This window comes from Nonomuraea sp. NPDC049714, assembly GCF_044465295.1.
In the GTDB taxonomy this organism is placed as follows: domain Bacteria; phylum Actinomycetota; class Actinomycetes; order Streptosporangiales; family Streptosporangiaceae; genus Nonomuraea.
Genome location: NZ_JBITLM010000014.1, coordinates 231,759 through 243,983, shown reverse-complemented (window position 1 = coordinate 243,983; position 12,225 = coordinate 231,759). Strand labels below are relative to the sequence as shown.

The 12,225-nt window shown below is 70.6% G+C and carries 15 protein-coding genes; 4 read left to right on the top strand and 11 right to left on the bottom strand.

The genetic code is table 11. The features are described from left to right. Window positions 1-2 precede the first annotated feature (2 nt). The 4 genes from ACIBQX_RS41420 to ACIBQX_RS41405 all read right to left on the bottom strand — a co-directional run bounded on the left by ACIBQX_RS41420 (window position 3) and on the right by ACIBQX_RS41405 (window position 3,891). On the bottom strand, window positions 3-743 hold the full coding sequence (locus ACIBQX_RS41420; protein ID WP_397014546.1) for a cytochrome d ubiquinol oxidase subunit II: 741 nt from the start codon (window positions 741-743) through the stop codon (window positions 3-5). A gap of 10 nt (window positions 744-753) precedes the next feature. Continuing rightward, window positions 754-2,004 (bottom strand): cytochrome ubiquinol oxidase subunit I, encoded by a 1,251-nt coding sequence (locus ACIBQX_RS41415; RefSeq protein ID WP_397014544.1) that lies wholly within the window; start codon window positions 2,002-2,004, stop codon window positions 754-756. A gap of 97 nt (window positions 2,005-2,101) precedes the next feature. Next, window positions 2,102-2,770 carry a response regulator gene (locus ACIBQX_RS41410; RefSeq protein WP_397014542.1) on the bottom strand — a complete coding sequence of 223 codons (669 nt, stop codon included), beginning with the start codon at window positions 2,768-2,770 and terminating at the stop codon, window positions 2,102-2,104. Beyond that, window positions 2,767-3,891: a sensor histidine kinase gene (locus ACIBQX_RS41405; protein ID WP_397014540.1), complete on the bottom strand. Its 1,125-nt coding sequence runs from the start codon at window positions 3,889-3,891 to the stop codon at window positions 2,767-2,769. Before ACIBQX_RS41405 ends, ACIBQX_RS41410 begins: the two co-directional genes overlap by 4 nt. A gap of 80 nt (window positions 3,892-3,971) precedes the next feature. On the opposite strand from ACIBQX_RS41405, the gene ACIBQX_RS41400 reads away from it, so the two are divergent. Then, window positions 3,972-4,184, top strand: coding sequence for a hypothetical protein (locus tag ACIBQX_RS41400; RefSeq protein ID WP_397014538.1), 213 nt, complete (start codon window positions 3,972-3,974; stop codon window positions 4,182-4,184). A 33-nt stretch (window positions 4,185-4,217) separates the two neighbouring features. Here ACIBQX_RS41400 and ACIBQX_RS41395 read toward each other — a convergent pair whose 3' ends face one another. Continuing rightward, window positions 4,218-5,153 (bottom strand): fatty acid desaturase family protein, encoded by a 936-nt coding sequence (locus tag ACIBQX_RS41395; RefSeq protein WP_397014679.1) that lies wholly within the window; start codon window positions 5,151-5,153, stop codon window positions 4,218-4,220. Between the two features lie 305 nt (window positions 5,154-5,458). Further along, window positions 5,459-6,778, bottom strand: coding sequence for an FAD-dependent oxidoreductase (locus ACIBQX_RS41390; protein ID WP_397014536.1), 1,320 nt, complete (start codon window positions 6,776-6,778; stop codon window positions 5,459-5,461). 65 nt (window positions 6,779-6,843) lie between these two features. On the opposite strand from ACIBQX_RS41390, the gene ACIBQX_RS41385 reads away from it, so the two are divergent. The 3 genes from ACIBQX_RS41385 (at window position 6,844) to ACIBQX_RS41375 (ending at window position 9,293) form a co-directional block, all read left to right on the top strand. Further along, window positions 6,844-7,446 (top strand): TetR/AcrR family transcriptional regulator, encoded by a 603-nt coding sequence (locus ACIBQX_RS41385; protein ID WP_397014534.1) that lies wholly within the window; start codon window positions 6,844-6,846, stop codon window positions 7,444-7,446. A gap of 36 nt (window positions 7,447-7,482) precedes the next feature. Next, the gene (locus ACIBQX_RS41380; protein WP_397014532.1) at window positions 7,483-8,532 is read left to right on the top strand and encodes an NAD-dependent epimerase/dehydratase family protein; all 1,050 of its coding nucleotides are present in this window, start codon (window positions 7,483-7,485) and stop codon (window positions 8,530-8,532) included. 95 nt (window positions 8,533-8,627) lie between these two features. After that, window positions 8,628-9,293 carry a glycosyltransferase family 2 protein gene (locus ACIBQX_RS41375; RefSeq protein WP_397014530.1) on the top strand — a complete coding sequence of 222 codons (666 nt, stop codon included), beginning with the start codon at window positions 8,628-8,630 and terminating at the stop codon, window positions 9,291-9,293. Window positions 9,294-9,418: 125 nt separating this feature from the next. Here the strand turns inward: ACIBQX_RS41375 and ACIBQX_RS41370 are convergent, their stop codons facing one another. Genes ACIBQX_RS41370 through ACIBQX_RS41350 form a run of 5 tightly spaced genes read right to left on the bottom strand, consistent with a single transcriptional unit; the run spans window position 9,419 to window position 12,207 of the window. Further along, window positions 9,419-9,631, bottom strand: a complete 213-nt coding sequence (locus ACIBQX_RS41370) for a hypothetical protein (protein WP_397014528.1) — start codon at window positions 9,629-9,631, stop codon at window positions 9,419-9,421. Window positions 9,632-9,664: 33 nt separating this feature from the next. Then, a complete protein-coding gene (locus tag ACIBQX_RS41365) occupies window positions 9,665-10,015 on the bottom strand; it encodes a nuclear transport factor 2 family protein (protein WP_397014526.1) in 351 nt (116 codons plus the stop codon). A gap of 4 nt (window positions 10,016-10,019) precedes the next feature. Next, window positions 10,020-10,313 carry a DUF3140 domain-containing protein gene (locus ACIBQX_RS41360; protein WP_397014524.1) on the bottom strand — a complete coding sequence of 98 codons (294 nt, stop codon included), beginning with the start codon at window positions 10,311-10,313 and terminating at the stop codon, window positions 10,020-10,022. Window positions 10,314-10,366: 53 nt separating this feature from the next. Next, window positions 10,367-11,050, bottom strand: coding sequence for a response regulator (locus ACIBQX_RS41355; protein ID WP_397014522.1), 684 nt, complete (start codon window positions 11,048-11,050; stop codon window positions 10,367-10,369). Continuing rightward, complete coding sequence (locus ACIBQX_RS41350; protein ID WP_397014520.1) at window positions 11,047-12,207, bottom strand: sensor histidine kinase; 1,161 nt, start codon at window positions 12,205-12,207, stop codon at window positions 11,047-11,049. Before ACIBQX_RS41350 ends, ACIBQX_RS41355 begins: the two co-directional genes overlap by 4 nt. Window positions 12,208-12,225: the final 18 nt, after the last annotated feature.

Genomic DNA, 12,225 nt, shown 5'->3' with positions numbered 1-12,225 from the left:
CCTCAGAGGTACGACGGGCCGCTCACGCGATGCCTGAACGTCCACCACACCCACGCCTGCGACGCCACCAGCAGCGGCATCATGACCAGGATGACCGGCACCAGCAGCGCACCGGACGTCCCCGGCTCCAGGGGCAGCCGCAGCCCGGCCAGCACTCCGACGACGGCCATGGCGGTCGCCGTCAGGGCGAGGGTGCGTACCTCGCCCGCGCCGCCCGACAGCACCGCGGCGCGCTCACGCAGCGTTCCGCGCAGCCGCAGCGCGGCGAAGGCCAGCCCGTGCGTGGCGAACAGCGCCGCCAGCACCAGCGCGGGCAGCAGCGCGAGCGGCCCGCCCATCCCCAGCAGCACGTCCCCGAGCAGCATCCCCCAGCTCAGCGCCAGCCCCCAGCTGCCGGCGACGATCGCCCCGTCCCACAGCCGCCGCCAGCCGGCGCCCGCCACCCTGCCGCGCAGCCACAGCCCCATGTCGCGGACCACCCACGACAGCAACAGGATCACGACCAGCGAGTAGTGCCCGACCAGCAGTTCGGTCTCCAGATGGGGGAACAGGCCGACGAGCACCCCGGCGGTGGCCACCAGCCACACCTCGTTGCCGAGGAAGAACGGCGCGATCGCGGCGATCGTCTCCCGCCGCTCCTCCGAGGTCCGCCCCAGGTACGGCAGCAGCATGCCGACCCCGATGTCGGCCCCCGCCAGCACCAGATAGCCGAGTGCGAAGAAGGCCAGGATGAAGAGCTCCATGTCCGCTCCCTCAGAACGTCAGGACGGGGGTGGCCGTCTCGATCGGGCGGTCGCCCAGGGTCACGCCGACGGGCCCGCGCCGCGCGGCCCTGGCCAGCAGCCAGTAATTGATCACGACCAGTACGGCGAACACCGAGGTGAAGGCGATGACCGAGAACCGCATCTGCCCGGCGGTCACCGGTGACATCGCGTCGGCCGTCGTCAGCAGCCCGTAGACCGCCCACGGCTGCCGCCCCATCTCACGGAAGATCCACCCGGCCAGCATGGCCACGAACGGCACCGGGATCATCGCGGTCAGCAGCCAGTGCCAGATCCGCAGCCCCCGCACGACCGGCCGGAACAGCATCAGCAGGAAGCTCAGCCCGGAGAAGAAGAACATCAGCGCGAACAGGATCAGCATCGTCATCGCGCCGCTCTGCACCCACGCCACGGGTGGCAGGTAGTCGCCGGGCCCGTGCAGCGCCACCATCTCGGCCTGCGCCTCGGCCATCCGCCCGGCGTCACCGACCCAGGCCGCGCTCTTGGTGGGCTGCAACTCCTGGAACCCGATGCCGCCGAACGTGGCGGTGACCAGCGTCGCGGGCAGCGCGACCGTGATCCCGACGCGCAGCGACTTGCGGAAGAAGTCCTGCTCGGCCGTCCGCCTGCGCAGGTGGTAGGCGCTCACCCCGGCCATGAAGAACCCGGCGACCACCAGCGCGCCGCTCAGGATGTGCCCGAACGCCACCAGCGCCGCCGGGTTGGCCACCATCGCGCCGAAGTCGGCCAGGTGCAGCGCGCCGCCCTGCATCCGGTGACCGACCGGGTTCTGCAGGAAGCCGTTGGACACCATGATCCAGAACGCCGAGGCGTAGGCGGTGAGCGTGACCACCCAGATCAGCGCCAGGTGGGCCCAGCGGTTCAGCTTGTTCCAGCCGAAGATCCACAGGCCCAGGAACGTCGCCTCGACGAAGAACGCGATCATCGTCTCAAGTGCCAGCGCGGAGCCGAACGCGTTGCCCGCGAACTCCGTCAGCCCGCTCCACGACAGCCCGAGCTGAAACTCCATGACCAGCCCGGTGACGATGCCCATCGCGTAGTTGATGATGTAGAGCTGCCCCCAGAACCGCGTCATCGCCTGGTGCACCGGGTCGCGCCCGAACGTGGCCCTGGTCTGGACGACGGCCACCAGCGTCGCCAGGCCGAGCGTCAGCGCCACGAACAGGAAGTGCGCGCCCGCGGTGAGCGCGAACTGCAGACGGGCGAGTTCGACTGTCTCCATGCCGAGCAGCATCCGGCTCGGGCCTGCCCCGGCGCGTCAGCCCGGGGCGGGCACCTGGTGTACACCCCCGGTGACACGGCGCCCGGAAGTGTACGACTCAGGGGGTAAGCCAGCCCGGCGTGATGACTCCGGCCTCGTAGGCGAGCACCACGAGCTGGGCCCGGTCGCGCACCCGGAGCTTGCTCATGATCCGGCTGACGTGGGTCTTGGCCGTGGCGGGGCTGAGCACCAGCCTGGCCGCGATCTCGTCATTGGACAGCCCGCCCGCGACCAGCGCCAGGACCTCCCGCTCCCGCTCGGTGAGCGCGTTGAGCTCCGGCCCCGGCTCGGGGCGCTTGACCCGGCCCGCGAACTCGGCGATCAGCTTGCGGGTGACCGACGGCGCGATCAGCGCGTCGCCCCTGGCGACCACCCGCACGGCGTGGATCAGCTCGGCCGGCTCGGTGTCCTTGACCAGGAAGCCGCTGGCGCCCGCGCGCAGCGCGCCGTAGACGTAGTCGTCGAGGTCGAACGTGGTCAGGATGATCACCTTGACCTCGGCCAGCCGGGGATCGGCGCAGATCCGGCGGGTCGCCTCCAGGCCGTCGAGCTGCGGCATGCGGATGTCCATGAGGACCACGTCGGGCCTGCTCTCGCGGGCTCCCGCCACCGCCTCGGCGCCGTTGGCGGCCTCGGCGACCACCTCGATGTCGTCCTCGTCGCTCAGGATGGACCGGAAGCCGGCCCGTACCAGATGCTGGTCGTCGGCGAGCAGCGTGCGGATCATGACGCTCCGTTCAGCGGTAGTGCGGCGACGACCCGGAAGCCGCCCTCGGGCCTGGGGCCGGCGTCGAGGTTGCCGCCCAGGGCGGTGGCGCGCTCGCGCATGCCCTGCACGCCGAAGCCGCTGCCCTCGGTGAAGGCGACGCCCGGACCGTCGTCCTCGACACGGATCATGATATTTCCGGACGTGTTGCTGACGGTCAGGCGGGCCTCCTTGCTGCCGGAGTGCCGGGACACGTTCGTGAGCGCCTCCCGGATGATTCGGGCGGCGGCCAGATCCACCTCCACGGGCACCCCGTCCAGCGGCCCCGACACCTGGGTGCGCACGGTCAGCCCCGAGGTCTCCACCAGCGCCTCCAGCCGCGCCAGACTCCCGGCGGGCGCGGTCGGCGCGCCCTCGTCCACCTGGCGCAGCACGCCCAGCGTGGTACGCAACTCGCGCAGCGTCTCCTTGCTGGTGTCCTTAATCGTACGCAGCGCCGACTCGGCGTCCTCGGGCCGCTTCTTCAGCCCGTGCAGCGCGGCCGAGGCCTGCACGTTGATCATGGAGATGTTGTGCCCGAGCACGTCGTGCAGCTCCCTGGCGATGCGCAGCCGCTCCTCGCCCGCCCGCCGCCGCGCTTCCTCCTCCTTGCCGTGCTCGGCGTCGCGCACCCGCCGCTCGGCCTCCTGGAGGAAGGCGCGGCGGTTGCGGGTCACGCCGCCCGCGGCGATGGCCGCCGCCACCCAGCCCGCGATCATCACGAACGTGCTGTCGTCGACGTGCCGGACGCCTCCGGCCTCGCCGAGCCCCATGGCCAGCAGCGAGGCCGCGCCGGTGGCGATGGCGGCGATGAGATGGCCCCGGTCGGCGGCGGTGTAGAGGACTATGAACGGCAGCAGGATGAGCGGCCCGTCGAGCCTGGCGAAGGGATAGTAGGCGACCACGGCCGCCGACACGACCACCAGCGCCACCACCGGATAACGCTCGCGGAGCAGCACCCCGGCCGCCGCGACGAGCGGCAGCAGCACGTCCAGGACGTTGGGCTGCCGCTCCGCACGGAGGACCCCCGTGACGACCACGGCGGCCAGCACCACACCGACCACGGCGAGCGACACGACGGTTCCAGTCGTGAACCTGCGCATGCTTGCCATTCTGTACGGCCGCCGTCATGGATACATCCACCCGTGGTGGTAGCCGAGGTACACGCGGGTAGTGCTGGGGAATGAGCACCAAAGACGACCTGCGCCGACTCGACGAAGACTTGGCGAAGCTGAAGCAGGACAACCAGGATCTGCGCGACCAGATCCGCGACATGGGGGCGACCGACCAGTTCGAGATCGCTGCCATGATCGCGCAGGCCGATGAGCGGGCGGGACTCATCGCCGAGCTGGAAGTGCGCAGGGAGACGCTGCGCCGGCGGCTGGAAGAGGACTGAGCGCTCCGAGGGCCGAGCGGCCCCCGAAGCGCGTCAGCGCAGCGGGACGCCGACCTCGTTGAGGTGGCTGAGAGCCTGGCTGTAGGACTTGATCAGCCCGGTCTCCAGATAGCTGACGCCGATCTCCTCGCAGTAGCGCCGGACGATCGGCTGGGCCTTGCGCAGGTTGGGCGAGGGCATGTTCGGGAAGAGGTGGTGCTCGATCTGGTAGTTGAGCTGGCCGAGCAGCACGTCGGTGAAGACGCCGCCCTTGACGTTGCGCGAGGTCAGCACCTGCTTGCGCAGGAAGTCGAGCTTGTCCTCGGCGGTCAGGATCGGCATCCCCTTGTGGTTGGGCGCGAACGAGCAGCCCAGGTAGATGCCGAACAGCCCCTGGTGCACCACGATGAACGCCAGCGCCATGCCGAACGGCAGCACGGTGAAGATCAGGCCGAAGTAGAGGACGAAGTGGAGGGCCAGCAGCGCGCCCTCGGTGCCGCGGCGCTTGGCCGTGGGCTTGAACACCTCTTTGATGCTGGCGACGTGCAGATGCCAGGCTTCGAGGGTGAGCAGCGGGAAGAACCAGTAGGCCTGCCGCTTGGCGATGAAGCGGGCCAGGGGGGTCGTCCTGCCCAGCTGGTCCTGCGACCAGACGATCACCGAGGGGGAGACGTCCGGGTCGTGGTCCTCATGGTTGGGGTTGGCGTGGTGACGGTTGTGCTTGTTGTTCCACCAGCCCCAGCCGAGCCCGATGGCGAGGTTGCCGAACAGCAGCCCGGCGATGTCACTGGCGCGGCGGGTCCGGAAGACCTGCCGGTGTCCCACGTCGTGGGAGACGAGCCCGATCTGGGTGGAGATCACGGCGAGCAGTACGGCGACGAGCAACTGCCACCACGAGGCGCCGACCCAGGCGAACAGCGCCCAGGCACCCAGGTAGGCGCCCATGACGAGGCTCATCCGGATCGCGTAGTAAACAGGTCGCCGGTTCAGCAGACCGGCTTCGGTGATCTTGTCGACGAGTCTGGCGAAGTCGCTGCCTCGGGTTCCGAGCGTGACGGGATCGGCCACTGGTCTCCTTCTTTCGCGGTGGAAGCTGCCCCCACATTGGCGCATTCCCCGCGATTGCGGAAGATCGAACCTGGCGCACTCCATGTGTAGCAGCGGCTGGCATGCGTTGCCGCACTGCTCCTACCACAGTACGCAGCCTGCGGACCGCCCGAGCCTCGTGGTGGCTTACCAGAAGTTTAAAGGCTGGTTATGGCGAGGATGCCGGCCGAACCCGCTCTCAGATAGCCCTACTCGCCGGCGAACACCCTGGCCTTGAGGGCGGGGAAGCGCTGGGCCGTGCGGAGGAACGCCTTGAAGCCGGCCCGTGCCATCCGGTTGCCGCCGACGAACTGCTCGGCCGCGCGCATCGAGTCCCGTACGGCCGCGAAACCGTACTCCCGCATCCGGGCCTCGTAGCCGGCGATGGCCTGGAGCGGGTCCTGGCCGTGGGCGAGGGCGCTGGTGAGGGCCTGGGTGAGGAGGCGGGCGTCGCGGAGCGCGGTGTTGGCGCCGATGCCGCGCATCGGGGTCATGCTGTGGATGGCGTCTCCGAGCAGGGTGATGTTCGTGGTCTGCCAGGGCTCGACGGGGATCGATGTACGGATCGGCAGCAGGGAGACCGTGCCCGGGTCGGAGTCGTCGACGAGTCTGCGCAGGTCGGGGTGCCAGGATTCGATCATGCGGGACACCGTGGCCTTGAGCTGCTCGCCCGACATTTCCGAAATGTCGGGCGGGAAGTGGTGGCCGGCCGCGCCGAGGGCCCACAGGACGTAGCTGCTGGTGTTGTCCATCAGCGCGCCCTCCTGCTCGGTCGCCCCGATACCGCCGAGCCCGGCAGCGGCGCCGCCTGTGGTGGGGCCGATGTCGCGGATGTTCGCGGTGCCCGTGGACTCACTCAGGTCGTGCGGGGCGCAGAACAGGCCGAGGCCGCTGGGCGGGATGACCGTGTTGGGGCCGTCGACCAGCCGGGGCGACAGGAGCCCCCTGGTCTCCTCCGTGAGCGGGAACTTGCCCGCCACCGTCGTGATGCCGGTGTCGACCCGTCGGGCGTGCGGCAGATACTGCCCGCGCACCCGTGAGCTCCCGCCGTCGGCCGCGACCACGATGCCCGCCGTCTCGCTGCCGCCGTCGGCGAAGTGCAGCCTGACCCGCCCGTCCGGCAGTCGCTCGTAGCGCTCGTACGTCCTGCCGAACCGCACCACCTCGTCGAGCCCGGACAGCAGCACCTGCCTGAGCGTGATGCGGCTGGCCGAGTGGTGGCCGTCGGCCGGATCGGCGGCCTCGGCCGTCTCCAGCAGCGCCAGCAGGTGCATCTTCTCGCTGAGGAAGCCGAAGTCCTGACCGCCTTGTCCGGTGGTGTCCAGGAACGCCTGCCACAGGTGCGGAGGCAGGCAGTCGTGCAGCGCCCGCGCGCCGTGGGGGTCGATGTGCACGCGGTAGCCCTGCAGCCGGTCGGCGGGGGTGCGGTCGCGCTCGTAGACGGTGACCGGAAGGCCCGCCCTGCGCAGTCCCTGGGCCAGGCAGAGGCCGCCGATGCCGCCGCCGATGATCGCGATGTCGTTCGTCATGTCCCCGACTATCAACCATTCGGATGAAACTGTCAACCAAACGGATGGATGATAAAGTTCGCGGCATGAGACGAGCGCCAGAGGAGAAGCAGCGCGACCCCGAGCGCACCAAGGCCCGCATCGTGCAGGCGGCGCTGGAGGAGTTCGCGGCCAAGGGCTTCGCCGGAGCCCGGGTCGGCGAGATCGCCGCCAGAGCCGGCGTCAACAAACAGCTGATCTCCTACTACTTCGGCGGCAAGGAGGGCCTCTACCAGGCGATCAACACCCGATGGCAGGGCGAGGAGAGCGCCTTCGCCGACCACGGCGCGACACTGGCGGAGCTCGTCGCCGGCTACGTACGAGCCAACTCCGAGCGCCGCGACTTCGGCAAGCTGATGCTCTGGCAGGGGCTGACCGACGACGGCCCACCGGACGAGAGCTTCGCCGAGGACATGCGCCGCGACGTCGAACAGCTCCGCCGCCGCCAGAAGGCCGGCGAGTTCCCGGCGGACCTCGACCCTGCGGCGGTGCTCGTGGCGCTGTTCGCGATGACCGCGGCCGGCATCTCCTTCCCGCAGCTCGTCAGGGCCGTCTGCGAGCGGGACCCCGCCTCACCGGAGTTCGGCGCCTACTACGCCGAGCAGGTCCAGCGGCTGGTGGGGCACCTGGGCGACGTTCCCGCTTCGTAAGATCGGCACGCGCCGGGCGGGTGTTGGATCGGCGGCATGCGTGTACTGCTCACCGGCTCAGCGGGTTTCATCGGCAGCCACATCGCCGAGGCGCTCTCCGGCACTGAGGCGCTCTCCGGCACTGAGGCGCTCTCCAACTCCGAGGCGCTCTCCGATCCACCGGGCGCCGGGGCGTCCCCCGCCTGCGAGGTGCTCGCCGCTGACCTGGTCAGCGGCGTGGACGTACGCGACGCCGACGCCCTCGACCGGCTGCTGCCCGGCGTCGACGCCGTCGTCCACCAGGCCGCCAAGGTCGGGCTCGGCGTCGACGTGGCCGACCTGCCCGACTACACCTCCGTCAACGCCTACGGCACCGCCGTCCTGCTCGCCGCCATGGCCAGGCACAGCGTGCCCAGGCTGGTGCTCGCCTCCTCGATGGTGGTTTACGGCGAGGGGGCGTACGACTGCCTCACCCACGGGCGGGTACGGCCGGGCCCCCGGCAGGCGGACGACCTGGCCCAGGGCCTGTTCGACCCCCGCTGCCCCGCCTGCGGCAGCGTGCTGGCCCCGGCCGTCATCGCCGAGGACGCCCCCCTCGACCCCCGCAACGCCTACGCCACCACCAAGCTCGCCCAGGAGCACCTGGCCGCCAACTGGGCCCGCGAGACCGGCGGCACCGCCGTGGCCCTGCGCTATCACAACGTCTACGGCCCCCGCATGCCCAGGGACACGCCGTACGCCGGAGTCGCCTCGATCTTCCTGTCGGCGTTGCTGGCCGGGCGGGCGCCACGGGTCTTCGAGGACGGCGGCCAGCGCCGCGACTTCGTACACGTCCGAGACGTGGCCCACGCCAACGTCCTGGCCCTGCGGGCAGGCGTCCCCGGCGCCCTGACCCCGTACAACATCGCCAGCGGCACCCCGCACACGGTCGGCGAGCTGGCGACGGCCCTCGCCCACCAGACCGGCGGCCCCCACCCCGTCACAACGGGCGCCTACCGCCTGGGAGACGTCCGCCACATCGTCGCCTCCCCGGCCCGAGCCACCAGAGACCTGGGGTTCCGCGCCCAGATCTCCTTCACCGACGGCCTCAAGGAATTCACCGCCTAGGTGACCGCCCCCTGGAGACCGGCTCCGAGGACGCGCGTCGGGCCGTCATGACTTCGTAAGACCGCTGCCAGGCGGTGGGGCCTAGCGTCTGTCGCATGATCGATGTCGTGCTGCCCTGTCTGAACGAGGCCGCCGCGCTCCCGTGGGTGCTCGAACGCATCCCGTACGGATACCGCCCCATCGTGGTCGACAACGGCTCCACCGACGGCTCGCCGGACATCGCGGCCGCGTACGGCGCGCTGGTCGTCCAGGAGCCGCAGCGTGGTTTCGGCGCGGCCTGCCACGCGGGCCTGCTGGCGGCGACGGCCGACCTCGTCTGCTTCATGGACGCCGACGCCTCCCTCGACCCCCGCCAGCTGCCCCTCGTCACCGCCCCGGTCCTGGCGGGCGAGAGCGACCTGGTCCTCGGCCGCCGTAGGGAGCTGGGCGATGGAGGCGACAGGGCGTGGCCGGTGCATGCCAGGCTGGGGAACGCGGTTCTGGCCTGGAGGTTGCGGCGGGGGGCCGGGATTCCGCTGCATGATCTGGGGCCGATGCGGGCCTGCCGCAGGGAAGCGCTGATCGGGCTCGGGCTGGCCGACCGCCGCTTCGGATACCCGCTGGAGATGGTGCTGCGCGCCGCCGCCGTCGGCTGGCGGGTCACCGAGGTGGAGGTGGACTACCTGCCGCGCGCAGGACGCTCCAAGGTCACCGGCACGGTCCGGGGCACCCTGCGGGCCATCTCCGACATGCGCTCCGTGCTGGCCGAACACCGGGCCTAGAACCCCGGCCTAGAACCCCGGCCTAGAACCCGGCCGCCAAAAATCCGGGCACCCAGAATCCGGCGCAACGCAAACAGGCGGCACCGCTCGATGGCGGTGCCGCTTGGGAGCGGGCCGAACCCGGGTTAGCTCGCCGAGAGGCGGTCGAAGAGGGCCAATGCCGCTTGCCGGACGTCCGCGGGCGAAAGCCCGTCGAGCGTCTGTCTGGCCTGCGTGACGTCGCGAGTCGTAGCGAGCGTGATCGCCACGGACTTCGCCGCGGCGCGGTCGATCGATCCGGCCGGTGCGGCGTCGGCGAGCTGCTGGGCGTTCGCGGCGAGGTCGAGGTTGTCTCTCAACGGGCCTCCTCGGGTGGTGGTCGGCCTATTGCATCACCTTGCGTCATGCTCCATCCACCATTCGGTGAATTCCCGGCACCTGCCGTCGGGAACGAATCGGATCACCCACAAGTTGCTGTACGTTTTGTCCGGATATGTAGTGACGCCCTGGATGACGCTCACCTCGTCGGTGAGACACACCGGATGCCACTCGAACGTGGTCTCGCCCGGCTTGTCCTGGCGGGCGAGCCAGTTCGCGACGATCTCGTCGCGCCCGCGCGCGGGGATGCTGTACGGCTCGTTGGAGTAGATGGCGTCCTCGGTGAACAAGGCGGCGATCTCGTCCGGATCGTTGGACTCCCACGCCCGGAGGTAGCCGTCGATCCACGAGTGCGGCTCGACCATGGCGCTAGGCCCGCAGCGGATCGTGGCCGGCGGACATGAGCAGGTGCCGGGACTCGTCGTCCGTCTTGTCGCCCACGGTCTCCACCAGCTCGACGACTCGCCGCATCGTGTCGTAGTCGTCCTTGGTCAGGTCCACCTTGCGCTTGCCCAGGACGTGCAGCACGCCCCGGCCCAGGCTGTCGATGCCCAGATCGGGATCGGGCGCGAAGCCGTCCTCGCCGGAGGCGTCGGCGAGCAGGTAAGCCCGCAGCTCCTCCGACGTCATGTTCACCACGCGGTGGAACTCATCCCAGAGCATGTCAATCTCAATGCCGTCCGTCATAAGCCCCGGCCTACCCTCCCGGCCGCGCCTTACGCCCCCGGCACGGCCAGCCCGGACTCGTAGGCGGTGATCACCGCCTGCACCCGGTCCCGCAGCCCGAGCTTGGTGAGCAGGTTGCTGACGTGCGACTTCACGGTGTGCTCGCTGACCACCATGGCCGCGGCGATCTCCGCGTTGGACAGCCCGCGGGCGATGAGCTGGAGCGTCTCGCGCTCCCTGGCGGTCAGTACGGCCAGTGCGCCGGCCGCCTCGGCGGCGGGCCTGGCGGTCGGCCTGGACGTGAATTCGTGGATCAGCCGCGTGGTGACCGTGGGAGCAAGCAGTGACTCGCCCCCGGCGACCACCCGCACGGCGTTGACCAGGTCGTCGCGGCGCACGTCCTTGAGCAGGAACCCGCTGGCCCCGGCCCGCAGCGCGTCGTAGACGTAGTCGTCCAGGTCGAACGTAGTGAGCATGAGCACCCGGCAGGCCGATTCGGCGCACACGATACGGGCCGCCTCGATGCCGTCCATCCTGGGCATCCGGATGTCGAGCAGCAGCACGTCGGGGGCGTGCTCGCGTACCGCCGCCACCGCCTGGACGCCGTCACCCGCCTCGGCCACCACGTCGATGTCCGGTTGCGCGTCCAGGATCATCGCGAACCCGCCTCTGACCAGCTCCTGGTCGTCGGCCACCACCACCCGGACGACCGGCGCGGACTCCGTGCCGGTCATGATCGAGCCGCCGGGAGGCGTACCGAGACCTGGAAGCCGGGGGCGTCCGCGCGGGGGCCCGCGGTCGCGGTGCCGCCACAGGCGGCGGCGCGCTCGCGGACGCCGATCAGCCCGTGCCCGCTCGACGGCAGCGCCAGGCCGGAGCCCCGCCCGTCGTCGGTGATGTCGATCATCAGCGTGTCGTCTCCCCAGGTGAGCCGGATGTCCGCATGGCGGGCGCCGGCGTGCTTGACGATGTTCGTGAGCGCTTCCTGCGTGATCCGGTAGGCGGCGACCGCGCAGTCCGGTGTCACGGGGCGAGGCTCGCCCACGGTGTGGAAGGCCACCTCCAGACCGGTGCCCGAGACCTGGGCCGCCAACTCGGGCAGGTCCTCGACGGTGGGCTGAGGGGCCCGGGGCGCCTCGTCCTCCTTGAGGGCGCCCAGCATGCGCCTGAGCTGGACCATCGCGTCACGCCCGGCCCCCGCGATGGCCTCGAAGGCGGCCTCGGCCCGCTCCGGGTTGGTCCTGACGGCCACCGGCCCGGCTTCGGCCTGTACGACCATGAGGCTGACCGCGTGGGCGAGGATGTCGTGCATGTCGCGGGCGATTCTGGCCCGCTCGCGTTCCGCCGCGCGTTCGGCTTCCATCTGGCGTTCCCTTTCCAGCCGCGCGGCCCGCTCCTCCAGCGCCGCGGCGTGCGCGCGGCTGGTGGCCGCCGCCCTGCCGATGGCGTACGAGGCGACGAGCAGCACGGCGCTGCGCAGCGCTGTCTCCGACGAGCCGACGAACACCGCCATACCGGCAGCGGTCAGGACGAGGGTGATGATTCTGGTCCAGAAAGTGGAGTAGGCGGCGACGGTGTAGAAACCGACGAGCGAGCCGTACCACACGGGCTGGTCCGCCACCTGCTCGGACAGGTCGTACAGGGCGCTGATGCTGAGGCTCGACAGCAGGACGGGCACCGGGAAGCGGCGCCGCCAGATCAGCGGGAGCGACGAGGCGACCGCGACGGCATAACCCCACCAGCTGTACGGCACGCCGGTCGAGCTCTCGCTGGAGATCAGCGGCCAGAGCTGCGCGATCGTGATCAGCGCGGTGAGCGCCCCGTCCGCCACGAGCGGCGGGACCGCTCGCAGACGCCTGCGCAGTACGGCGATGAGCGGAGGATCGGGCACGATGTCCCACCCTTTCAA

Excerpts from the sequence above, each read along its gene's own strand:
- ACIBQX_RS41420 (WP_397014546.1), bottom strand. The coding sequence starts at position 743 with ATGGAGCTCTTCATCCTGGCCTTCTTCGCACTCGGCTATCTGGTGCTG.
- ACIBQX_RS41415 (WP_397014544.1), bottom strand. The coding sequence starts at position 2,004 with ATGGAGACAGTCGAACTCGCCCGTCTGCAGTTCGCGCTCACCGCGGGC.
- ACIBQX_RS41410 (WP_397014542.1), bottom strand. The coding sequence starts at position 2,770 with ATGATCCGCACGCTGCTCGCCGACGACCAGCATCTGGTACGGGCCGGC.
- ACIBQX_RS41405 (WP_397014540.1), bottom strand. The coding sequence starts at position 3,891 with ATGCGCAGGTTCACGACTGGAACCGTCGTGTCGCTCGCCGTGGTCGGT.
- ACIBQX_RS41400 (WP_397014538.1), top strand. The coding sequence starts at position 3,972 with ATGAGCACCAAAGACGACCTGCGCCGACTCGACGAAGACTTGGCGAAG.
- ACIBQX_RS41390 (WP_397014536.1), bottom strand. The coding sequence starts at position 6,778 with ATGACGAACGACATCGCGATCATCGGCGGCGGCATCGGCGGCCTCTGC.
- ACIBQX_RS41385 (WP_397014534.1), top strand. The coding sequence starts at position 6,844 with ATGAGACGAGCGCCAGAGGAGAAGCAGCGCGACCCCGAGCGCACCAAG.
- ACIBQX_RS41380 (WP_397014532.1), top strand. The coding sequence starts at position 7,483 with ATGCGTGTACTGCTCACCGGCTCAGCGGGTTTCATCGGCAGCCACATC.
- ACIBQX_RS41375 (WP_397014530.1), top strand. The coding sequence starts at position 8,628 with ATGATCGATGTCGTGCTGCCCTGTCTGAACGAGGCCGCCGCGCTCCCG.
- ACIBQX_RS41365 (WP_397014526.1), bottom strand. The coding sequence starts at position 10,015 with ATGGTCGAGCCGCACTCGTGGATCGACGGCTACCTCCGGGCGTGGGAG.
- ACIBQX_RS41360 (WP_397014524.1), bottom strand. The coding sequence starts at position 10,313 with ATGCTCTGGGATGAGTTCCACCGCGTGGTGAACATGACGTCGGAGGAG.
- ACIBQX_RS41355 (WP_397014522.1), bottom strand. The coding sequence starts at position 11,050 with ATGACCGGCACGGAGTCCGCGCCGGTCGTCCGGGTGGTGGTGGCCGAC.